Source organism: Actinomyces oris, from assembly GCF_001553935.1.
In the GTDB taxonomy this organism is placed as follows: Bacteria; Actinomycetota; Actinomycetes; order Actinomycetales; family Actinomycetaceae; genus Actinomyces; species Actinomyces oris_A.
Genome location: NZ_CP014232.1, coordinates 2744378 through 2766109, shown reverse-complemented (window position 1 = coordinate 2766109; position 21732 = coordinate 2744378). Strand labels below are relative to the sequence as shown.

The window sequence follows — 21732 nt, the reverse complement described above, 5'->3', positions numbered from 1 at the left end:
ACCGTCCCGGCACACGACAGTGGTGCTGCTAACATCCGACCGTGACTGAGGACCTCAAGCGCCTGGCCCAGGATGCGATTACAACATCTGCAGCGGCCGACGACCCGGACTATCCCTGCTTTCACGTCGTCCCGCCGGTGGGCCGACTCAACGATCCCAACGGGCTGCTTGTCGACGGCGACACCTATCACGCCTTCTACCAGCTCAGTCCCTTCCATCCCCACCGCAAGCTGGTCTACTGGGGGCATTCCTCCTCGACGGACCTGCTGCACTGGAGCCACCACGCGCCTGCCATCATCCCGGACTCCTCCTACGACCGCAGCGGCGCCTACTCCGGCAACGCGATCGTGCTGGAGGGCCATGAGGTCGATGCCGCCCCTGCGCGGGTTCCGTTCCAGCTGTTCTACACCGGGAACCTCAAGGACCCGGTGACCGACGAGCGCACCGCCAGCCAGTGCCTGGTCACCAGCGGCGACCTGACCGACTTCACCAAGTGGCCCGGCAACCCGCTCATCCCCACCCACGCCGAGGGCTACACGTCCCACTACCGTGACCCGCAGGTCTTCCGAGATCCTGACCGGCCGGGGGAGTACCGCATGCTCATCGGAGTCCAGCGCGCCGATAAGACCGGCGCCGCCGTCCTGTACCGCTCCCTGGACCTGGTCTCTTGGGAGCTGGAGGGCGAGCTGAGCTTCCCTGGAGCGGGAGGCGCCTTCGATGCCTTCGGGTACATGTGGGAGTGCCCCGGCCTGGTGCGGCTGAAGGATGAGGACACCGGTGAGGACTGGGACGTCCTCATCTGGTGCCCGCAGGGCATCGAACCCGACCGGGAGGGCTTTGAGAACATCTTCCCCTGCGTCTACACGGCGGGACACCTGGTGGGCACTGAGCTGCGAGACACCGGCGGGGTCTTCTACGAGGTTGACCGGGGTTTCGAGTTCTACGCCCCTCAGGTCTTCGCCCGGCGGTCCTCCGAGCCGGGGCCGGTGCTGCTGACCGGGTGGGCGGGCAACGCCTCCGAGGACGATCAGCCCTCCATCGAGACTGGGCAGTGGGTCCACGCCCTGTCCATGCCTCGGATGCTGAGTCTCAAAGCAGGCCGACTCATCCAGCGCCCCGCCGCCTCACTGCAGTATGACGCCGGGGAACCGGCTCTCGTGGGGGAGAGACTGAAGGCGGGCCTCCACGAGGTCGATGAGCTCAGCGGGCATCGCAGCTGGCAGCTGCGCCTGGAGGCAGACGCCGAGCAGACCACGGGGGCGTGGGGACTGCGGATCGGATCGGATGACTCGCACGTGGACATCACCCTGGATGGGCAGGTGCTGCGAGTGGACCGCACCACCTCCCGCTACGCCCAGCACGGATCGGTGCGCAGCGTGACGCTTCCTGAAGGGTGTGCGCCGGTGCTGGAGGTCATTCACGACCGATCACTGACCGAGGTTTTCGTCGGTGATGGGGCATTGGTCCTCACGCTGCGCAGCTTCGTCGCCATCGACAGCTCGGGAGTACGGCTGATGGTGGACAGGGACCTCGCGTTGACGGCTGGCAGCACGAGGACATTCACACCGTCCTGAGCCCTCCCCAACATGGCGTCATGATGGGGGTGAAGGGCTCCTGAGCAGGGTGAAGACAGGGAATTGACCAGGGGCTTCTCTCCGGTTGCAGGGTGCTCTAACTCACTGTAATGTGACGATCGATTGACACAGGTGTGGCCGCAGGGGGTCAGCGATGTTCCCGACCGTTGGGTTTTCCCGCCCTCCCAGGTGCTGCGGTCCCATCACGAGAAAGGAAACCTCCGGGTGGCAATGGATCACGCCCGCGTGGCGAAGGACGTCCTGACGTACGTCGGTGGCGCCGACAACATCAACGCAGCAGCGCACTGCGCAACGCGTCTGCGTCTTGTCCTCAATGACATGGACAAGGTCGACCAGAAGGCTCTCGACAATGACCCTGACCTCAAGGGCACCTTCATTGCAGGCGGCATGTTCCAGATCATCGTGGGACCGGGAGACGTCGACCTCGTCTTCTCCGAGATGATCCGAACCGGAGGGGTTAAGGAGGTCTCCAAGGACGAGGCTAAGGAGCAGGCCGCTAAGAGCGGTAACCCGCTGTCCCGTTTCATCAAGGCCATTGCGGATATCTTCGTCCCGCTGCTACCGGCCCTTGTTGCCGGCGGTCTCATGATGGCGATTCATAATGTCCTTACGGCCGATTTCTTCACTGCGTCCTCCTTCGTCACGTCGGACAACCCCACTGGTGCCTACGGACTCGTCGACCGGTTCTCATGGCTTGCCGACTACGACGACGTCATCAACCTCGTATCCTCGGCAGCCTTCGCCTTCCTGCCGGTGCTCGTCGGCTTCTCCGCAGTCAAACGCTTCGGTGGCAACGTCTACCTGGGTGCGGCCATGGGGGCCGCCATGGTGTCCACCCAGTTGACCAGTGCCTACGAGATCGAGACGGCTCGACAGGCCGGCACTATTGAGGTCTGGCACCTCTTTGGGCTGACCGTGGACAAGATCGGTTACCAGGCCATGGTCATCCCTGTCCTGTGCGTGTCATGGTTGCTGGCATACATCGAGAAATGGCTCCACAAGCGCCTGTCGGGAACTGCCGACTTCTTGCTGACCCCGCTCATTACGCTGCTGGTGACCGGCTTCCTCACCTTCGTCGTCGTGGGCCCTCTGGCGCGGGAGCTCTCCGACGGTATTACCAACGGCTTGAGCTGGCTGTACACGACCGCCGGACCCGTGGGCGGCTTCCTCTTTGGCATGGTCTACTCGCCGATCGTGGTGACCGGATTGCACCAGTCCTTCCCGGCCGTGGAGCTGCCTCTCATCGCACAGATGAGCAGTGGCGGTCCCGGCTCCTTCATCTTCCCGATCGCCTCCATGGCTAATATCGCCCAGGGCGCTGTGACCCTGGCGGTCTTCCTCCTGACCAAGGATTCCAAGATGAAGGGGCTGGCCGGTGCTGGTGGTGTCTCCGCGATCGTTGGTATCACCGAGCCCGCCATCTTCGGTGTCAACCTGCGTCTGCGTTGGCCGTTCTTCATTGGGATGGGTGTGGCCTCCCTTGGGGGTGCCGCCGTCGCCCTGCTCGATATCCACAACCAGGCTCTGGGCGCCGCCGGATTCGTTGGTTTCGTCTCGATCGTTCCCGACGACATTGTCAAGTACCTCATCCTCGAGGTTATCGTCTTCTTCGCCGCTTTCGGCGCCGCCTTCGCCTACGGCACTACTCGAGGAAAGGCATCTCTGGCCGGCGATGACGTCGACGCCGATGAGGCCGCCCTGGAGGCCGAGGCCATGGCCGAGCACGCCGAGACCGTCGAGCTGCCCGCTGAGGCCACTGAGGACTTCACCGTCACCGCTCCGATCCAGGGACGTGCGATCCCGCTGTCCGAGGTGGAGGACCAGACCTTCGCCTCAGGCATGCTCGGTCCGGGCATGGCCATTGCACCCGCCGAGGGGCCGGTTGTCTCCCCGGTCGACGGCGAGGTCCTCGTGGCCTTCCCGACCGGTCACGCCTACGGCCTACGATCCGCCAGCGGAGTCGAGCTGCTCATTCACGTCGGCATGGACACCGTCCAGCTCGAGGGCAAGCACTTCAGCCCCAAGGTCAAGGCCGGCGACAAGGTTCTGCGGGGCATGCCGCTGGTGGACGTCGACTGGGCCGCCGTCGGAGCCTCCGGCTACCAGACCGTCACCCCGATCGTCGTTTCCAACGCCCAGGGCTACGAGGGGATCGAGGAGCACGGTGCTGGAACGATTCACCGAGGCGATGCGCTCTTCGACGTCGTGCGCAAGGCCGATGACTGCGGTGCCGACAAGACGGATGTTCAGGCCGACGCCGCTCAGGCCAAAGCCTGATCCAGTCAAGGATCGTCCGTGATTCGGATGCTCGTGGGCCCCGACCATGCAGGCCGGGGCCCACGAGCATCGTCAGCGGATCACTAGGTGGTGCGGCCGGGCAGCAGCTTCACCGGCATGGGGGAGGGGACCTGCAGGTCCTCCACCCCGGGACCACCCGACTGCGTGCTCTGCGCGGAGACAGCGGTGGCCGAGTCGATCCGCTTCAGGAGCAGGTCGACTGCCGCCCGTGCCAGCTTGGTGATGGGTTGCTGGATCGTGGTCAGCGCCGGCAGCGCGTGCTGCATGGCGACCGTTCCGTCGAAGCCGATCACCTTGAAGTCGTCCGGAATCCGCAGGTCGCGCTGGGCCGCCCACTCGATCACCTGCGCGGCAGCCAGATCGTCGGTCGCGAAGACCGCGTCAATGTCGTCGGCCACGAGGTCGAGCCGTTCGCGGATGAGACGGGGGCGCTCACTGTTGGGTGTGTTGAAGTCGACGGTCAGGACCACCGGCTCGATGCCCGCCTGCTGGAGCACTTGGCGGTACCCCTTCTCCCTCAGGTTGTGGATTCCGGTGCGAGACGTTAGCAGGGCCGGACGGCGCGCCCCCCGTGTGAGCAGGTGCTCGGCGGCGAGTCGACCGCCGGCCTCGTTGTCGCAGCGGACATTGGGGACGATGGGGGAGAGGTCCCGATCCACACTGACCAGGGGCAGGTGAATCGAGCTGTAGTCGGCCAGGCCGTCATTGTGGGCGCTGGAGATGATGCCATCGACCCGGTGGGAGACGAGCAGGTCGAGGTACTCGCGCTCCCGATCCGCCTTGCCCATCGAGTTGCAGACGAAGGTCCGGTAGCCGCGCTCTGCGAGGAAGTCCTCGACATGCTCGGTCAGCTCGCCGAAGAAAGGCAGGGCAACGGTGGGGACGATCAGCCCGATTGAATGCGTGGACTTTCCGTGCAGTGCTCGGGCGATCTGATTGGGGCGGTAGTTGAGCTGAGCGATCGCCTCAGCCACCCGCTCCCGTGTCTCTTGGGAGAGGTAGCCGCGGTTGTTGAGTACGCGGGAGACTGTCGTCAGCGAGACGCCTGCAGCCTGGGCGACATCGGCCAGTGTGGGTTCGCGGTGTGACTCCACGAGGGTCCTCGAGCTCCTTCAGTCGGTCACGGTGAGTGCGATCTGCTGCCAAGCATATGCCTCGAGGGAGTCATTACCCAACTGACCTGCGTAAACGTGGGTGGAAGTGTTACGCGCTGGGCAGGATCTCGGTGTAGAAGGAGATCATGGCGCGAGCCATCCGGGCGTGTCCGGCGTCGTCGGGGTGGATCTGGTCGATGGCCAGGCGGTCCTCGTCACCGTTGATGGTCGTGCTCAAGGCATCGGTCGAGGTCAGACCCAGGGACGTGGCCTTCTCGTGCACGAGACGGCGGATGGCCTGGAAACGCGGACCGACCTCCAGGGAGGGGAAGTAGGGGGCGATGATGACCGGCGCGCCCCGCAGGCGTGTGGAGATGAAGGTGAGGTCATGGTCGATCGCCTGCTCGACCAGCTCACGCTGAGAGGGGAGGAAGGCGGCGTCGTTCAGGCCCAGGCTGATCGTGACGATGTCGGGCTCGCAACGCAGTACCGCTTCCAGCCAGGTCGTGTCGCGGCACGACGGCGAGCGCTGCCCGCCGGGCAGGTGGCCCCCACGTCGTGCGAAGAAGCCCAGGCCGTCCGCCGCCAGGTTCACTTCCCGCCACCGCTGATGCTCACACACGAGCGAGGTCCAGCGATTACGAGGATGGCTCAGGGCTCGCCAACCGGTGGTGATGGAGTCACCGAGGAAGACAGCAGTGGGGAAGTGGTCGGAGTGCGGGATCGTGGACACGGCTACCGACTGTAGTTCTCCATGCGGGGAGGAGCCAGCGCTGCTCAGCGGTCATCGCGTGAACCGCTCTGGCGCTCGCTGTCCTTGGGTGCGTCCTGTTCGGTCAGGACACCGTCGTGCATCGCCAGGACCCGGTCGCATACGGGAAGCAGCCGCTCGTCATGAGTGACCATCACCGTGGCCTTGCCCAGCTCGTGGGTCTGGTCCGCAAGCAGACGAGCGACGTCCTGAGCCCGTCGGGTGTCCAGGGAGGCGGTGGGCTCATCGGCCAGGATGATGTCCGGGTCGTGGTAGAGCGCCACCGCGATGGCGGCGCGCTGACGCTCGCCCCCGGAGAGCTCCGAGGGGTAGGCGTGGGCGCGCTTCGTGATGCCGAGTGAGTCCAGCAGATGGTCCCGTCGGTCGGTGTCGCCCTGCGTTCGTGCCGCTCGGTCGTGCAGGCTGAACTGGTCGTTGAGCCTGAGGAAGGGAACCAGCCCCGAGGCCTGGAGGACGAAGCCGATGCGCCGAAGTCGGAGCCTGGCCCGCTGTTTCTCTGGCAGGCTGGAGAAGGGCTGACCGGAGATCGTCACGCGGCCACTCGAGGGAGTGCGCAGGCCGCCCATGATGGTCAGGAGCGTGGACTTCCCTGATCCTGAGGGGCCCAGGATCCCCACCAGCTCACCAGCGCGCAGCTCGAGGTCCGTGCTGCGCAGGGCGTGAACGGTCTCATCTCCCTGACGGTAGTCGCGGGTCACCGACTCCAGGGACATGACCGGGGTTGCCGCTCCACTTGCTGCTGCTGATGCGGTCATGAGATGGCCTCCACGGGATCGATGCGGGAGATGACCCGGACGGAGATGAAGCCTCCGATGACGGAGATGGCGATGAATGCCGTGACGATGAGCAGGTCCAGGGGAGCGGAAATCCTGAAAGGCACGGCGCGGGGGAGGACCAGGGACGTCGCCATCGTCAGAAGCAGGCCGATGCCGATGCCGGCTACCGACAGCACGAGGGTCTGGGCGCATCCGGAGCGGATGAGGTAGCCGGTGGGGACGCCGCGGGCTTTGAGGATGCCCAGGACCGGTCTCTTCTGCAGCGTCAGCACGTAGATGAAGATGCCCAGAACCGTGGAGGTGATGATGATGAGTGAGCCGATCATGAGGCTGAAGGTGAGTACCTGGGCCGAGTAGCCGGGGAGCGTGCGAACGAGTTCCTCGGTGGTGAGGATCGTCAGTCCTGCGTCCTTGGCGGACTGCGTGGCCTTGCTGTCGGTGGTCAGGTCGGAGTTGAAGACGACGGCGGAGACGGCTGGGGACAGGCTGGTGGGGCCGTGCTGGCGCAAGGCCCGGCTGTCCATGGTCACCACGGGAGCCGCCTGGAAGGTGGTGTCATGGGTGAATCCGACAACGGTCCAGTCGTGGTCAGAGCCCAGCAGTCGAATCGTGTCACCAACCGCGAGTCCCTTGGCCTTCAGCGAGTCGTCGACGAGGACCTCGCTATCGGGGGCGGAGATCGTCCGCCCGTCGGCCACAGGCGGACTGAGCTGTCCGTCCAGATCGATTCCGAAAGCGAAGACATCCTCACGCAGCGCCTCGCCGTCCTCGTCATTGACGTCTGGCGCCTGGGCAACAGCGGCCGTGCTCATCAGGGCAGAGGCTGTGGTTCCGTTGTCCTTGGCCAGGGCCGTGGCCGCTTCCAGCTGCTTGTCGCTCAGACGGGAGGCGGAGAGGTTCTCGTTGGAGGCGTCCGTGACGGCGACGCTGGCGGTGTTCCAGCCGTCGATGCCGGCGCGGTAGCGGTGGGCGAGGCCCACAGCCAAGGAGGCCAAGAAAAATGTGAGGTAGGCCACCAGGGTGATGACGGAGATGATGAGCGTGAAGCGCACGGGTTCGTGGCGGATCTCGCGCAGCGCGAGGAACATGGGGCTCCCTGAGGGATAGTCGGCAGCGGGCCGGCTGGCGCACTCCGTGAAGGCTACATGCCGCGAGAGGTTCGCAAGGTCGAGGGTTCAGGGGTAGCGCTCGCCTTAGGGGTGGCGACCAGGCAGGACGCCGCCCAGTTCCTACCGCGTGTCGCGGGAGAGTGTCGCTCCTGCAAGAATGACATAATGTGCATTATCGGCGTTCGGTAAGTGGGGCTTGTTCTCAGGAGCGCTGTGCGCGGCATCGGGTCCGGGACATCCGGTCGTCGGCGACGTCTGGCAGTCCGGCACAATGGTGCGTGTGACTGGAAGGGCTGCTGGAGACAACCCCGCCGATGCGCATGACGTCATCCGTGTCGTCGGGGCTCGTGAGAACAACTTGCGCAGTGTCGACGTCGTCATCCCCAAGCGCAGGCTGACGGTCTTCACCGGCGTATCGGGCTCGGGCAAGAGCTCGCTCGTTTTCGCCACGATCGCCGCCGAGTCGCGCCGTCTGGTCAATGAGACCTACCCGGCTTTCGTGCAGGGCTTCATGGAGACTGGCACACGTCCCGACGTCGACCGTCTGGAAGGACTGACGCCGGCGATCGTCGTGGACCAGGAACGCCTGGGATCCAACCCGCGCTCAACCCTCGGCACCGTCAGCGACGTCGGAGCTCTCCTGAGGGTTCTGTACTCGACGCACGGCGTGCCACATATCGGCTCACCTCAAGCCTTCGCCTTCAACGTCCCGTCCGTCACCGGTGGTGGTGCGCTCACCACGCAGCGTGGCAGCCGCAAGATTGTCGAGCGCAAGACATTCACCATCCAGGGCGGGATGTGCCCGGCTTGTGAAGGCATGGGTCAGGTCTCAGACATCGATCTGACGCAAGTGCTCGATGAGACGCTCTCCTTGAATGACGGCGCCATCACCGTCCCAGGATACGCAACCGGTGGCTGGCAGGTGCGCAGCTTTACTGAATCCGGTCTTTTTCCGGCAGATGTTCCGGTAGCCGCCTTCACGCCCCAGCAGCGAGACGATCTGCTCTACAAGGAGCCCACGAAGATCAAGGTCGGCGGCATCAATGTGACCTATGAGGGGCTCGTTCTGAGAATTCGACGGTCGATCCTGTCCAAGGAAACACAGGCACTGCAGCCTCATATTCGCTCCTTCGTGGAACGGGCCGTCGTGTTCGGAACCTGCCCGCAGTGTCATGGAACCCGCCTGTCCGAACCCGCCCGCAGTTGTTTGATCGACGGTAAATCCATTGCTGATGCCTGCGCCATGCAGATCTCGGATCTGGCGCAGTGGATCACTCGTCTTCAAGGGATTCTGACCGGTGCCGCTCCCCTGCTGGATAATCTGAAGGACATGCTGGACGCCTTCGTGCTCATCGGGCTGGGCTATCTGTCACTGGACCGCCCGGCCTCGACCCTCTCGGGCGGTGAGGCTCAGCGCACCAAGCTCGTGCGCCACCTGGGCTCGGCCCTCACCGATGTCACCTACGTCTTCGATGAGCCCAGCATCGGTCTGCACCCGCACGACCTCCACCAGATGAATGAGCTGCTGCTGTCGCTACGGGACAAAGGAAACACTGTGCTCGTCATCGAGCACAAACCCGAGACCATCTCGATAGCCGACCACGTGGTGGACCTGGGGCCGGGAGCGGGAACCCGAGGAGGCCGGATCTGCTTCGAAGGAACGGTCGAGCAGTTGCGCGGCTCCGACACTCTTACCGGACGCCACCTAGCGGACCGGATGCGAATCAAGAACAGCCACCGCTCCCCCACGGGAAGAATCGAGATTCGCGGCGCCAGCACGAACAATCTTCACGACGTCGATGTCGATATTCCCCTGGGAGTTCTCAGCGTCATCACTGGAGTGGCCGGATCTGGCAAGTCGAGCCTCATCCATGGTCACCTCTCCCCCATTGATGGCGTGGTGACGATCGACCAGGCACCGATCAAAGGCTCCAGGCGCTCGAATCCCGCCACCTATACCGGACTGCTCGACCCTGTTCGCAAGGCCTTCGCCAAAGCCAATAAGGACCAAGGTGCGAAACCCGCGCATTTCTCGGCGAACTCCGACGGGGCCTGTCCGGTGTGCGGCGGAACGGGTGTCATTGAGACGCAGCTGGGCTTCATGGAGACCGTGGAGTCCCGATGCCAGGCCTGTGACGGTCGGCGTTTCAGGGACGAGGTGCTCGCCTATCGCCTCGCCGGATACAGCATCGCCGATGTCCTGGACATGAGCGTCGAGGCGGCGCTGGCCTTCTTCTCCCAGGGCGGGGCTCGTCTCCCCGCGGCAGCCAGAATCCTGTCACGGCTGAAGGATGTGGGGCTCGGCTACCTCCACCTCGGCCAGGCCCTGACCACCTTGTCCGGTGGTGAGCGTCAGCGGCTCAAGCTCGCCGTCCACCTGAGCCAGGAAGGCCGCATCATCGTGCTCGATGAGCCGACTGTCGGACTGCACCCGGCCGACATCGAGGCCATGCTGACGCTCCTGGATCACCTCGTAGATAGCGGCCGCACCGTCGTCGTCATTGAGCACCATCAGTCCGTGATGGTGCACGCCGACTGGATCATCGACCTCGGCCCCGGAGCGGGCCACGACGGCGGCCGCGTCGTGTTCACCGGAACTCCGGCCCAGATGGCGGCGGAACGAAGCACGCTGACGGGGAAGTACCTTGCCCAGTATGTCGAGGAGGTGAACGACGATGCCCCCGAGTGAGGCGCAGGGTGATGGACGTGCCGAGGCGGCATGTACCTATCGGATCCGCCCGGCGACGATGGCTGACTCTCCCGCGATCCGCCGGATCCGTAACGCCGCCGTGCGGGAGTCCCTGGCCATCTGGACCAGCATTGAGCAGGACCACGCCGGGGCCGAGGCCTGGCTGGCGCCCATGGTGCAGCGCGGAACCGCTCTCGTCGCCCACGTCAGCGGTGAGCCGCACGACGTCGTTGGCTTCGCGGTGGCCGGCCCCTGGCACTCCTACGAGGGCTACGCCCGCACCGTTGAGGACTCGATCTACCTGAGCCCTGCGGCACAAGGCAAAGGTCTTGGTGCCAGGCTCCTCGCCGCCCTCATCGAGGCCTCACGGCGGGCCGGGGACCGCACGATGATCGCTCTCATCGAGGCGGGTCACGCGACCTCGGTGCGCCTGCACGAGCGCTATGGTTTCACCACTGTCGGCACTGTCCCGCAGGCCGGCGAGAAACATGGTCAGATCCTCGACCTGACCCTCATGAGCCGTTGCATGAAAGGACCCACCGTGTGCGAGAACCAGAACGAGCCCTCTGACAGCCTCCGACGGGTCAACACCGACCAGGCCATCCAGCTCCAGCCCGAGGAACCCGCCGTCACCCAGTGGCAGGTCAGTGCCACCGATGAGCTCGTTGCGCACCTGCTTAACCTGGTCGGCACGCCCCAGGGACGGCCGGCGATCATCGCCGTCGACGGGAGGGGCGGATCGGGCAAGACCACACTCACCACGGCGCTGGCCGCAGCCGTCCCCGGCGCGCAAGCCTTCCACCTGGACGACCTCATCTGGAACGAGCCGCTCTACGACTGGGACCAGCTGTACGTCGACACCCTGACTCAACTGCGTCGGGTCGGCAGCCTCGACCTGGTCCCGGACAAGTGGCGCGAGCACGGCCGCGAGGGCTCCATCCGGATCCCAGCCGGCTCTCCCCTGGTCCTCGTCGAAGGGACCGGGGCGGGCCTGGCCGCAGTGCGCAGCCTCATCGACGCGCACGTATGGGTCCAGACCGGCGACGACGTGGCCGAACGCCGCGGCATCAAGCGGGACATCGCTGAGGGAGTCAACGGCGACGCCGAGGAGTCGGTGCGTTTCTGGCACTGGTGGATGGCCGGCGAGCGCCTCTTCTTCGCCAAGGACCGTCCCTGGCGGCGCGCAGACGTCATCGTCTCCGGTGACGCGCCCACCGGTGTAGGTCCAGGAGAGATCGCCTGGACTCCGGGGCCGCTCCTGGCCGGCTGAGGCCCGGTTCTTCGTCGGGGCTTCAGTCCCCCAGCGCGGTCCCCACGGCACGTGCGGCCTGGATCCACTCATGGTCGGCCGGAACGAACTTGGTGTGGCCGGCCACCTCCTTGAGCGGTACCAGCTCCGTGCCGTGACCACGGTCGGCGACCATGACTCCGAAGTGGCCCTCCGCAATCGCGTTGGCTCCGGCCACGCCCAGACGCGTGCCCAGGAGACGATCCGCTCCGCAGGGCGAACCACCACGCTGGACGTATCCCAGGATGGACACGCGCGCCTCCAGTCCGGTCAGGCTCTCCAGCTGCTCGGCCAGGGTGAAGGTGTTGGCACGGTGGGAGGCCTCCAGGCGCTTGACGCCCCGCTTCGCCATGGCCTTGCGCTCGGGACTGGAAGCATCCTTGACCAGGGCGCGGGCGTGCTCCAGCTCGGCGTGATCCGTCACTGACAGCGCCCCCTCGGCCACGGCCACCACGGAGAAGGACGACCCGTGGGCGCGGCGCCGCTCAATCTTGTCCGCGATCGCGTCCACCGAGTACGGAATCTCCGGCAGCAGAATGACATCCGCCCCACCCGCAATGCCGGCGCCCAGGGCCAGCCAGCCGGCCCGGTGCCCCATGATCTCGGTGAGGATGATGCGGTGGTGGGAGTGCGCCGTCGAGTGCAAGCGGTCCACAGCCTGAGTGGCGATCTCCAGAGCCGTGGCGAAGCCGAAGGAGGAGTCAGTGTGGACGATGTCGTTGTCGATGGTCTTGGGCAGGTGAATAACGTTGAGACCCGCATCCATGAGGCGTTTGGCGTTCTTCGCGGTCCCTCCCCCGCCGAGACAGACCAGGGCGTCGATCCCGTCCTTCTCGCAGTTCTCCACGATGGTGGGCACCATGTCGCGGGGCTCGCCGTCCACCATCATCCGATGCACCTTGTCCCGGCTGGTTCCCAGCATGGTTCCGCCGGTGGTGAGGATCCCTGAAAGGGCAGCGGGGTCGAGCTCAGTGAAGCGGTTCTCGGCCAGGCCGCGCATGCCGTCCCGGAAGCCGACGAGCTCCCAGCCGTGCTGCTGGATCGCCGCCTTTCCGAAACCTCGGATCGCCGCGTTGAGTCCCGGGGCGTCGCCGCCCGCCGTGAGAATGCCGATGCGCTGAGCCATGGAACCAAGTATGCCGGTCCCCGCTGGTCCGCACAGGCGCTAACTGAAACGGATCGACGCCACCGCGTTAGACGCCAACCGGTATCATCATTACCCTGATCGCGTCGATGCCGGGGGAACCCGGCGGGAGCCCATCAGAACCGGGACACCACGAGAGACGAGCCACAAGGAGACCACAAGCATGGCAGACCGCGCACTGCGAGGCATGACCATTGGCGCGAAGTCGATGGAGTCGGAGGACGGCGTCGAGTTCGCCGAGCGGATGATCGTCAGCTACGAGTGCCCGATGGCGCACGTCACCAGGATCCCGATGTCCACCGAGGCCGAGGTGCCTCCCACCTGGGAGTGCCCCGAGTGCGGCCAGCTCGCCGCCCGACGCGGCGAGGACGAGCCCGAGCCCGACGAGCCCAAGAAGACCCCGCGCACCCACTGGGACATGCTCCTGGAGCGCCGCAAGGTCGATGAGCTCGAGGTTCTCCTCAACGAGCGCCTCGAGGCGCTGCGCAGCGGTGAGGTCTACCGCGAGCGGGTCAGCGGCTGAAAGCCGTCAGGAGCGCTTCTGCCGCGATGAGCTCGTCGGACGCTGCTGCTGGTACCCGGCGGCGGCCCGACGGCGCTTGTCGCGGGCGGCGCGCAGCCTGCTTCCGGCGACCTTGGCCGCATCGAGCAGCTGGCCGGAGCGCTTGGCCACACCCCAGCGGGTCACCAGGGACAGCTCCTCGGTGAATATACCCCCGAGAGCTTGGACTGCCCGGCCTCCCGCTCCAAGAAGGTGATCGGCATCTCCACGATGCGTCCGCCGATCTCGTCAACCAGTTTGGTCATGTTGACCTGGAACCCGTAGCCGAGGGCCTCGACCTTCCCCAGGTCCATGCGGCGCAGGATCGAGGCGCGGAAGACCCGGAAGCCCGCGGTGGCGTCCTTGACGCGCAGCCCCAGCATGGCGTTGATGTAGAGGTTCCCGGCCTTGGACAGGGCCACGCGCTTGGCGTCCCAGCCCTCGGTGGCGCCGCCGGAGACCCACCGCGAGCCGATGACGAGGTCCGGCTCGTCCGCCATCTCAGCGCGCTGAATGAGCAGGGCCAGGTCCTCGGCGCGGTGGGAGCCGTCGGCATCCATCTCCACGATGAGCTCGTAGCCGGCGGCCAGTGCCCAGGAGAACCCGGCGAGGTAGGCCGGGCCCAGCCCGTTCTTCTCCGAGCGGTGCAGGACATGGATGTGGGAGTCCTCGTCGGCACGGGTGTCGGCGTAGTCGCCGGTGCCGTCGGGGGAACCGTCGTCGACGACGAGAATGTCGGCCTCAGGAGCGTGCTCGCGGACCCGGTCCAGTGCCGTGGGCAGGGACTCGATCTCGTTGTAGGTGGGGATGACGACGAGTGCCTTCACTTCAGTCTCCAAGGTTGGGGTCGTGTGGCGCCGAGGCTAGTGGCGGCGCCCTGAGGTTATCTGAGATCAGTGACGACGCCGGCGATCTCCGGCCGCAGCTGCTGCCTTCCGCCCTGAGCGCAGCCGGCTCAGAATACCGGCTCCCACCAGTGCGCCTGCACCGGCGAGGAGGACGATGCCGGGGGCGGCACCGAGCCGGTCGGCGACGGTCTGCGAGCTGCGCAGCGGAACATCTGCCACGAGGCTCGCCTGAGTGTAGGGCCGGGTGACCTGCTCGACCTCACCGCGGGGATTGATGATCGCGGTGTAGCCGACGGTGGAGGCCTGGATGACGCTGCGGCCGTGGACCACGGCCTGGACACGGCCCTGAGCGAGCTGCTGGGCGGCCTCACCGGAGTCGAGGAAGGAGGCGTTGTTCGTCGGGATGATGATCGCCTGCCCTCCCTGTTCGACGCCGGTGCGCAGGGCGTCGTCGTAGGCGACCTCGAAGCAGATGCCCATGGCGAAGGTGACGTCCCGGCCCTGGGTGACGGCCGGAACCGCCAGCGTGCTGGGGCCGGTGCCGGGCAGCATGTCGATACCGACCCGGTCGACCTGGGTGGTCAGACGCCGTACCAGGGAGCGGGAGGGGATGTACTCCGCGAAGGGCACCGGCCGGTGCTTGCGGTAGTAAGGATGAGCCGTCTTGCCCGAGACGTCTCCGGGATTCCAGACGAGGACGTCGTTGTAGCGGATGTCGTCGACGACAGGAACCGCGCCCACGAGCACCGGCGCCTGGACCGCCTGGGCTGCCTCATCGACAATGGTCGCCGAGGCCGGGTAGTCGCGAGGGTCCAGGTCAGCGGAGTTCTCCGGCCAGATGACCATGTCGAGGCTGCCGGGGCCGACGTCGGCGGCCAGCTGCTTGGTCGCCTTGGCGTGGTTACCGGTCACCTCCAGGGCCCGGTTAAAGGCGTCCTCGAAGTCGGTGGCCACATTGCCCTGCACGGCTCCGACCCGGACGGTGCCGTTCTCAGCGCGCGTATCCAGAGGCAGTGACCGCGGCGCAACGAGCACAGCCGCAGCGAGTGCTGCGCAGGCGAGGACCGGCATGGCGCGGCGCTCATAGACGGACCGAGCCGCGTGAGCGAGACATGCGGCCGCCAGCGCCACCAGCAGGCCCACCCCGGCGCTACCGACATAGGCCGCCGCCGGCAGGACGGGGGCATCCGCCATGGCGAAGGCCAGGCGCCCGAAGGGGAAACCGCCCAGCGGCCACACCGAGCGCAGCTCCTCCACCCCGGACCACAGCAGGGCGAAGAAGAGCACGCCGGCCGCACCGGCCGGCACACGCCGGGTGAACCGGCCTCGTCGGGCAGCCCCCTGGAGCAGCGGCAGACGGCTCACCAGGGACCATGCCCCGCCGAGTGCGGCCAGGTAGAGGGACTCGAAGAGCGTCAGCGCGATCCAGCCGATCGGGTTGCCCATGCCCACCATCGTGAAGTGCAGCAGAGGAGTGAACAGGCCGAAGCCGTAGAGCAGTCCCAGACCGGTGCCCGCCCAGAAGCGGCGGCCGCGGATCAGGAGCATGAAGGCCCCGACCCCGATGAGGGCCGACCACCACAGGTTCACCGGGGGGAAGGCGGCGTAGGTGGCCAGACCTGCCAGCAGCGCCACCACCGCCGGGGCTGATCGACGAAGCCAGCTGGGGGACTGAGAGAGCATCCGGGAGGGCAACCGAGAGGGCACTGTCACGCGGTGAAGCATACGGGTATGTTGATAGTTAACCTTTGTGACGGCGGGCCAGAGCGTGATGCACGGGCCGCCAGGCCAGGGCCAGCAGGGTGCCGATGACGGCTCCGATGAGGCAGGACATGGCTGTTCCGGTGATCCAGGACAGGACTGGGTTGTGGGTGAGTTCCTCGGCCCACTCGATGGCGTGGTGCAGCGGGTGGAAACCGACCTTGGCGAGGTTGGCCGCCAGGATGTGGCCGCCCACCCACAGCATCGCCACGGTCCCGATGATCCCGATGCCGCGGAAGAGGGCCGGCGCAGACGTCACGATCGCGCGGCCCATCGAGCGGATGGCGCCGGTGCGGCCCTGTCCGGCCAGGTGCGCGCCGGCGTCGTCGAGCTTGATGAGAGCCGCCACCAGGCCGTAGACGGCGAAGGTGATGAGCAGGGCGATGAGGACCAGCACGATGATGCGCCGCATGGAGGACTCCCCCTCCACCTCGGCCAGGGCCAGCAGCATGATCTCAGTGGATAGGACGAAGTCCGTGGTGATGGCCTGACGGACGATCTGGGCCTCGTCGATCGGACCGGACTCCTCCTCGACGTGAGCAGCGCCGCCGAAGCGCTCCAGGATCTTCTCCCCGCCCTCGAAGCACAGGTAGGCGCCACCGATGACGAGCGCCACCGGCAGGAGCCATGGCGCCACGGCCGTCAGCAGCAGGCCGATCGGCAGGATGATGAGGAGCTTGTTGCGCAGCGAGCCCAGCGTGATCTTCTTGATGATCGGCAGCTCCCGGTCCGGGGTGATGCCGGTGACGTACTGGGGGGTGGTGGCGACGTCGTCGACGGCGGCCGCCGAGACCTTCGCCGAGGTCTTGACAGCCATGGAGGCCGTGTCGTCAACAGTGGACAGCGTCAGCTTGGCGAGCGTGGCGATGTCGTCGAGAAGGGCGAAGAAGCCTGACATAGGGGCATGAGTCCTGTCGTCCGGAGTATCGGCTGGAACGAGAGTACTAGCCGCCGCGTCACACGGCCGACCAGCTCACTACTCCCCTATTGAGATCCAGGGAGGCCTCGGCGGCGCGCATCGACAGGTCGGTGACCGCCCTGGCCTGCTCGGAGCTGGCATTCGGTGGCGGTGAGAGGCTCGCGATCTGCCCGACGACGTCGAGCAGCTGCTTGCACCAGCGCACGAAGTCCCCGGCCGTCAGCTCCGTGGCGTCCAGGATGTCCGCCAACTGCGCGCCGTCGCACCAGGCCTGGACGGCCCCGGCCAGCGCGGGCTCCGCGCCCGAGGAGGCCTCGATGCGGGCCAGGGACTCCAGGTCGTGGATCCGGTGCGAGACCCCCAGCTGCGCGCGCAGGCACTGGCCGAGCCTGGATGCGGGCGCTACGGGCAGCCCGATCGACTGGGCGCTCAGTCGCGGCTCGTAGACGCAGGCGCTCAGTGCCCCGGCCAGCTCCGCGGCACTGAGGTCCTCGAAGACCCCCGTGCGCAGGCACTCGGCGATGAGCAGGTCCCGCTCGGCGTAGATCCGGGCCAGTACCTTGCCGGCACCGGTGACCCGCAGCTCACGCTCCGGGTGCCCCCGGTCCGCCGGGCGCAGGTAACCCAGCTCGAGCAGCACCTCGCAGACGGCATCGAAGAGGCGGGCGATGGTGCCGGTGCGGGTCTCGATGCGCCGTTGAAGGCGCTCGGCCTCGGCCTTGGCCCTGGACCACTTGCGGCCCACCCGGGCGTGCTCCTCCCTGTCGGGGCACCCGTGGCAGGGGTGGGAGCGCATCTCCTGGCGCAGTCGCTCGAGGTTCTCGATCGCGCTGTCTCGGCGGGCCTGCGCGCGGCTGGAGCGGGTGCGTGTGCGCTTGCCGCTCCCTTCCAGGTCCCCGGCGCGTAGAGCGTCGACCAGACGCTGAACGAGTCGGTCCCGGTCCCGGGGCCGGTGCGGGTCCACCGAGTCGGCCACCCGCAGGGCGCCGACGCGCATGACCCCGTCCGGTGCCGTGTCCGGAGTCAGGGCGACGACTCTCGCATCCTCCCCCAGCACCGTGATGGTGGGGGTCCCAGTCCGGTCGGCACCGACTTGAAGGACGATGCCGTGGCGGCGGCGTCGCCCCTTGCGGAAGACGATGACGTCACCGCGTCCCAGCGAGCTCATGGTCCGTCCCGTCTCGCTGCGGCGCGCCGCGGACTTGTCCCGCGACAGGTCCGCCTCGGCGTCGGCAATGGCCTGGCGCAGGGAGGCGTACTCGCGGAAGTCACCCAGACGGCACGTCATGTCCTTCTCCAGGCCCTCCAGGCTGCGGCGCTTGCGGCGAGCCTGAGCGGCCAGCTCCACGACGCCGCGGTCGGCCTGGAACTGGGCGAAGGACTGCTCGAGCACCTCACGCACCCGCGTGCGCGGCATGCGCTCGAGCAGGTTGACGGCCATGTTGTAGGTCGGGCGGAAGGCGGAGACCAGCGGGTAGGTACGCCGGGAGGCCAACGAGGAGACCGTGGCCGGCTCGACGTCGTCGGCCGCCAGCACGACGGCGTGGCCCTCCACATCGATGCCACGGCGTCCGGCCCTCCCCGTCAGCTGGGTGTACTCCCCCGGGCTGAGGGTGACGTGAGCCGAGCCGTTCCACTTGCGCAGCGACTCCAGGACCACGGTGCGAGCGGGCATGTTGATCCCCAGCGCCAAGGTCTCGGTGGCATAGACGACCTTGACCAGGCCCGCGCTGAAGAGCTCCTCCACCGTCTCCTTGAACACCGGTAGCAGCCCCGCGTGGTGGGCCGCGACGCCGCGCTCCAGGGCGTGGGCCCAGAAGTGGAAGCCGAGGACTCCCAGGTCGCTGACAGGGATGTCAGCCGTGCGCCGCTCGATGACCTGGCGGATCCGGGCGGCCTCGGCCTCGGTGGTCAGGTCCACCCCGGCGCTGACCACCTGGTGGACGGCCTGCTCGCAGCCCGCCCGGGAGAAGACGAAGACGATCGCGGGCAGCAGGCGCGCCCCCTCCAGGGCCGTGACGACCTGCAGTCGGGAGGGCGGCTTCAACCTGGCCGTGCGGGCTCCCCCCTCGCCACGGCGAGGCGCCCGTCCCCCTCGGGCGGAGCGCTTCCAGGGCTGCGGCCCTCGGGCCGAACCGCCGCCGCGGCCACGGTAGCTGTTCTTGGAGGCGCCACCGGAGGCGGCGGCACGCCGGGCCTGCTTGACGGCCTTGAGCAGCTCAGGGTTGAGCGGGGGCTGCCCCGTCTGCTCCGCCTGCTCCGCTTGCCGCTCCAACTCGGTCTGCTCGGACTGCTCGGACTGGTCAAGCTGGTCGGACTGCTCAGGTACCTCCGCGGGGTGGGAGTACAACGGCAGCAGCCGGCGTCCGACCATCATGTGCTGAGTCAGCGGGACGGGGCGCTCCTCGGAGACGACGACGGCGGTCCTGCCGCGCACCTGGCCGAGCCAGTCGCCGAACTCCTCGGCGTTGGAGACCGTGGCGGACAGGGAGATCACCTGGACCTCGGCGGGCAGGTGGATGATGACCTCCTCCCACACCGGTCCGCGGAAGCGGTCGGCCAGGTAGTGGACCTCGTCCATGACCACGAAGCCCAATCGGTCCAGGTCACGCGAGCCCGAGTAGAGCATGTTGCGCAGCACCTCGGTGGTCATGACCACCACGTCCGCGTGGGGGTTGACGGAGGTGTCACCGGTCAGCAGCCCCACCCGTTCCTGACCGTGGCGGGCCACGAGGTCCAGGTACTTCTGGTTGCTCAGGGCCTTGATGGGGGTGGTGTAGAAGGTCTTGAGTCCCCGGGCCAGGCCCAGGTGCACGGCGAACTCCCCCACCACTGTCTTGCCGGCGCCCGTCGGGGCGGCGACCAGGACACCCTCTCCCCGCTCGACGGCGCGGCAGGCCTCCTCCTGGAAGGGGTCGAGGGGGAAGTCGTAGCCCTGGGCGAAGCGGGCGAGCTCACTGCTGGAGGCGGCCTGTCGACGTCGAGATGCGGCATAGCGCTCGGCTGGTGAGCTCATGGCAACACCCTACGGGCCCGATCAGCTTTGAGCCGGTAGGAGCAGCCGGACGGCGTCGGGGACTGCCTCGAGGCGCAGGGGCAGCTCGGCCAGCGGCTCGCCGTCGGCGAAGGGGTGAGGAGGCGGGCGCAGGCCCCGGTCATGGCCGGTTCGCTCAGTGAGCGCCTCAATGGTGACGGTACGGCTGCGCTCGAGGTGGACGGCCGGGTCGGTCAGGTGCGTGCCGCGGAAGAGCCGGCGGAAGAGGGCGAGCAGGCGGGTGCGGCCCACAGGATCCAGGCGCAGCACCTCCAGCAGGCCGTCAGTGGGGTCGGCCTGGGGAGCCAGGTCCATGCCGCCGCCGACGTAACGGGTGTTGGCCGCCGCCAGCAGGAGCGCCGGTCCCTCCCAGGCGCCCTCGTCGGTGGTGACTCGGTAGCCGTAGGGCGCCAGCGTCGCGAGCTCGGCGGTGAAGGCGCGCACGTAGCGTCCCTCGCCGGCGGGCCAGGAGAGGGTGTTGGCGCGGGCGTTGACGGCTGCGTCCACTCCGGCGCTGACCACGGCCAGGGACCAGCGACGCTGCGGGGCGAGCAGGGTGCCGTCGGGGCGGGAGGCGTAGATCGCGTCCACCGCCGTGATGGCGCCCTTTCCGGACAGCGCCTGGTTGATGAGGCGGGCAGAGGCCTCCGCATCCCGGCTGGGCAGACCGAAGTGCCGGGCGATGTCATTACCGGTACCGGTGGCCACGATGCCCAGAGGCACACCCGTCGTGGCGACGACATCCACCCCAAGGTGGACCATGCCGTCTCCGCCGACGACCACCAGTGCCTCAACGTTCCGGTGCGGACCGTCCCCCAGGAGGGCCCGTCCTGCGTCACGCGCCTGCTCGTAGGAGCTGCCACGCACGTGAAGGACCTCGTGACCGGCCTCGGTGAGGATCCGGCGGGCGACGTCGTCAGCGGCCGCATGACGTCCCCGACCCGAGGAGGGGTTGGACAGCAGAGCGATACGCATCGAAGGAAAGGCTGGGACAAGTCAGGCAGGGACGGGGTGAAGCACCCTGCTACTCGGCCAGGGCGGCCTCGAGCTCGGCATCGAGCTCAGCGCGCTTCTTCTCCACCCGTTTGTCATGCATGATGGAGATGAAGCAGGCCAGGAAGTACAGGCCAGTGACTGGCAGTGCCATGAAGATCATGGACCAGGCATCGGGTAGCGGATTGGCGAAAGCCATGAAGGTGAAGATGGCAACGACGGCCCAGCGCCAGCCCTTGAGCATCGTGGAACCCTTCATGAGCCCCAGCATATTGAGGGCGACGAGGAGCTCGGGCAGGAGGAAGGCGAGTCCGAAGACGACCACCAGTCGCATGGTGAAGGACAGGTAGACGCCTGCGTTGATGAGGCCCGCCGTGGGGCCATCAGGAATGAAGCTGGTGAGGATGGCGACCGCATGCGGCATCACCCAGATCCCCAGGGCAGCGCCGGCGGAGAACAACAAGAGTCCCACGACGCCGTAGGACCAGGTGTAGGCCTTCTCCTTGCGGGTCATGCCCGGTCCGACGAAGGCCCAGAACTCGTACATCCACAGTGGGGCGGAGAACAGGACGCCGAGCCAGATGGAGACCTGGAGTCTCATATCGAAGGAGGCCAGGATCGTGTCGAAATTCAGAGTGAGGTTGGCGCCGCGGGCATTGGCGGCATCGATCGGCCGGGTGATGAGGGAGAAGGCCTGCTCGTACAGCACATAGCCCACAACCGACATCACCAGGACGCCTAGGGCAGAGATGAAGAGCCGGTTGCGCAGCTCACGCAGGTGGTCCCCGATCGACATGCGTGCCTCGGGGTTGTCCTTGCGCCTCGATCGCTTGATCTGAGGGAGCTTGGGCACCACGGCCTCCTTCGTCTG

15 protein-coding genes and 1 pseudogene are annotated in these 21732 nt (G+C 67.1%); 5 read left to right on the top strand and 11 right to left on the bottom strand.

The window, feature by feature from the left end:
* Window positions 1–41: 41 nt before the first annotated feature.
* Window positions 42–1574: a glycoside hydrolase family 32 protein gene (locus AXE84_RS11125; protein WP_060957919.1), complete on the top strand. Its 1533-nt coding sequence runs from the start codon at window positions 42–44 to the stop codon at window positions 1572–1574.
* A 231-nt stretch (window positions 1575–1805) separates the two neighbouring features.
* A complete protein-coding gene (locus AXE84_RS11120; protein WP_208854602.1) occupies window positions 1806–3872 on the top strand; it encodes a PTS beta-glucoside transporter subunit IIBCA in 2067 nt (688 codons plus the stop codon).
* Between the two features lie 83 nt (window positions 3873–3955).
* Here the strand turns inward: AXE84_RS11120 and AXE84_RS11115 are convergent, their stop codons facing one another.
* From AXE84_RS11115 to AXE84_RS11100, 4 genes are all read right to left on the bottom strand, one after another.
* Window positions 3956–4987: a LacI family DNA-binding transcriptional regulator gene (locus AXE84_RS11115; protein ID WP_060957917.1), complete on the bottom strand. Its 1032-nt coding sequence runs from the start codon at window positions 4985–4987 to the stop codon at window positions 3956–3958.
* Window positions 4988–5096: 109 nt separating this feature from the next.
* Window positions 5097–5720, bottom strand: coding sequence for an SGNH/GDSL hydrolase family protein (locus tag AXE84_RS11110; protein WP_060957916.1), 624 nt, complete (start codon window positions 5718–5720; stop codon window positions 5097–5099).
* 44 nt (window positions 5721–5764) lie between these two features.
* A complete protein-coding gene (locus AXE84_RS11105; protein ID WP_060957915.1) occupies window positions 5765–6514 on the bottom strand; it encodes an ABC transporter ATP-binding protein in 750 nt (249 codons plus the stop codon).
* On the bottom strand, window positions 6511–7623 hold the full coding sequence (locus AXE84_RS11100) for an ABC transporter permease (RefSeq protein WP_060957914.1): 1113 nt from the start codon (window positions 7621–7623) through the stop codon (window positions 6511–6513). The genes AXE84_RS11105 and AXE84_RS11100 overlap by 4 nt, the downstream gene beginning before the upstream one ends.
* A gap of 301 nt (window positions 7624–7924) precedes the next feature.
* On the opposite strand from AXE84_RS11100, the gene AXE84_RS11095 reads away from it, so the two are divergent.
* Window positions 7925–10333 carry an ATP-binding cassette domain-containing protein gene (locus AXE84_RS11095; protein ID WP_208854558.1) on the top strand — a complete coding sequence of 803 codons (2409 nt, stop codon included), beginning with the start codon at window positions 7925–7927 and terminating at the stop codon, window positions 10331–10333.
* A complete protein-coding gene (locus AXE84_RS11090) occupies window positions 10320–11603 on the top strand; it encodes a GNAT family N-acetyltransferase (protein WP_060957912.1) in 1284 nt (427 codons plus the stop codon). Before AXE84_RS11095 ends, AXE84_RS11090 begins: the two co-directional genes overlap by 14 nt.
* Before the next feature lie 22 nt (window positions 11604–11625).
* On the opposite strand, the gene AXE84_RS11085 is transcribed toward AXE84_RS11090, so the two are convergent.
* On the bottom strand, window positions 11626–12747 hold the full coding sequence (locus tag AXE84_RS11085) for a 6-phosphofructokinase (RefSeq protein ID WP_060957911.1): 1122 nt from the start codon (window positions 12745–12747) through the stop codon (window positions 11626–11628).
* Between the two features lie 181 nt (window positions 12748–12928).
* Here AXE84_RS11085 and AXE84_RS11080 point away from each other — a divergent pair, with 181 nt between their 5' ends.
* Window positions 12929–13288, top strand: coding sequence for an RNA polymerase-binding protein RbpA (locus tag AXE84_RS11080; protein ID WP_010615210.1), 360 nt, complete (start codon window positions 12929–12931; stop codon window positions 13286–13288).
* A gap of 6 nt (window positions 13289–13294) precedes the next feature.
* Here the strand turns inward: AXE84_RS11080 and AXE84_RS11075 are convergent.
* The 6 genes and pseudogenes from AXE84_RS11075 to tatC all read right to left on the bottom strand — a co-directional run bounded on the left by AXE84_RS11075 (window position 13295) and on the right by tatC (window position 21714).
* A pseudogene (locus AXE84_RS11075) lies at window positions 13295–14133 on the bottom strand (polyprenol monophosphomannose synthase).
* Between the two features lie 66 nt (window positions 14134–14199).
* Window positions 14200–15837, bottom strand: a complete 1638-nt coding sequence (gene lnt, locus AXE84_RS11070; RefSeq protein ID WP_060957910.1) for an apolipoprotein N-acyltransferase — start codon at window positions 15835–15837, stop codon at window positions 14200–14202.
* Window positions 15838–15895: 58 nt separating this feature from the next.
* Window positions 15896–16813, bottom strand: coding sequence for a DUF808 domain-containing protein (locus AXE84_RS11065; protein WP_060957909.1), 918 nt, complete (start codon window positions 16811–16813; stop codon window positions 15896–15898).
* 58 nt (window positions 16814–16871) lie between these two features.
* Window positions 16872–19850, bottom strand: a complete 2979-nt coding sequence (locus AXE84_RS11060; RefSeq protein ID WP_060957908.1) for a DEAD/DEAH box helicase — start codon at window positions 19848–19850, stop codon at window positions 16872–16874.
* A 21-nt stretch (window positions 19851–19871) separates the two neighbouring features.
* Window positions 19872–20843, bottom strand: coding sequence for a diacylglycerol/lipid kinase family protein (locus AXE84_RS11055; RefSeq protein ID WP_060957907.1), 972 nt, complete (start codon window positions 20841–20843; stop codon window positions 19872–19874).
* 49 nt (window positions 20844–20892) lie between these two features.
* Window positions 20893–21714, bottom strand: a complete 822-nt coding sequence (tatC, locus tag AXE84_RS11050) for a twin-arginine translocase subunit TatC (protein ID WP_060957906.1) — start codon at window positions 21712–21714, stop codon at window positions 20893–20895.
* Window positions 21715–21732 lie beyond the last annotated feature (18 nt).

Bases quoted from the DNA above. Each gene is read 5' to 3' on its own strand.
- AXE84_RS11120 (WP_208854602.1), top strand. From the start codon at position 1,806: ATGGATCACGCCCGCGTGGCGAAGGACGTCCTGACGTACGTCGGTGGC.
- AXE84_RS11105 (WP_060957915.1), bottom strand. From the start codon at position 6,514: ATGACCGCATCAGCAGCAGCAAGTGGAGCGGCAACCCCGGTCATGTCC.
- AXE84_RS11100 (WP_060957914.1), bottom strand. From the start codon at position 7,623: ATGTTCCTCGCGCTGCGCGAGATCCGCCACGAACCCGTGCGCTTCACG.
- AXE84_RS11090 (WP_060957912.1), top strand. From the start codon at position 10,320: ATGCCCCCGAGTGAGGCGCAGGGTGATGGACGTGCCGAGGCGGCATGT.
- AXE84_RS11085 (WP_060957911.1), bottom strand. From the start codon at position 12,747: ATGGCTCAGCGCATCGGCATTCTCACGGCGGGCGGCGACGCCCCGGGA.
- AXE84_RS11080 (WP_010615210.1), top strand. From the start codon at position 12,929: ATGGCAGACCGCGCACTGCGAGGCATGACCATTGGCGCGAAGTCGATG.
- lnt (WP_060957910.1), bottom strand. From the start codon at position 15,837: ATGCTCTCTCAGTCCCCCAGCTGGCTTCGTCGATCAGCCCCGGCGGTG.
- AXE84_RS11065 (WP_060957909.1), bottom strand. From the start codon at position 16,813: ATGTCAGGCTTCTTCGCCCTTCTCGACGACATCGCCACGCTCGCCAAG.
- AXE84_RS11060 (WP_060957908.1), bottom strand. From the start codon at position 19,850: ATGAGCTCACCAGCCGAGCGCTATGCCGCATCTCGACGTCGACAGGCC.
- AXE84_RS11055 (WP_060957907.1), bottom strand. From the start codon at position 20,843: ATGCGTATCGCTCTGCTGTCCAACCCCTCCTCGGGTCGGGGACGTCAT.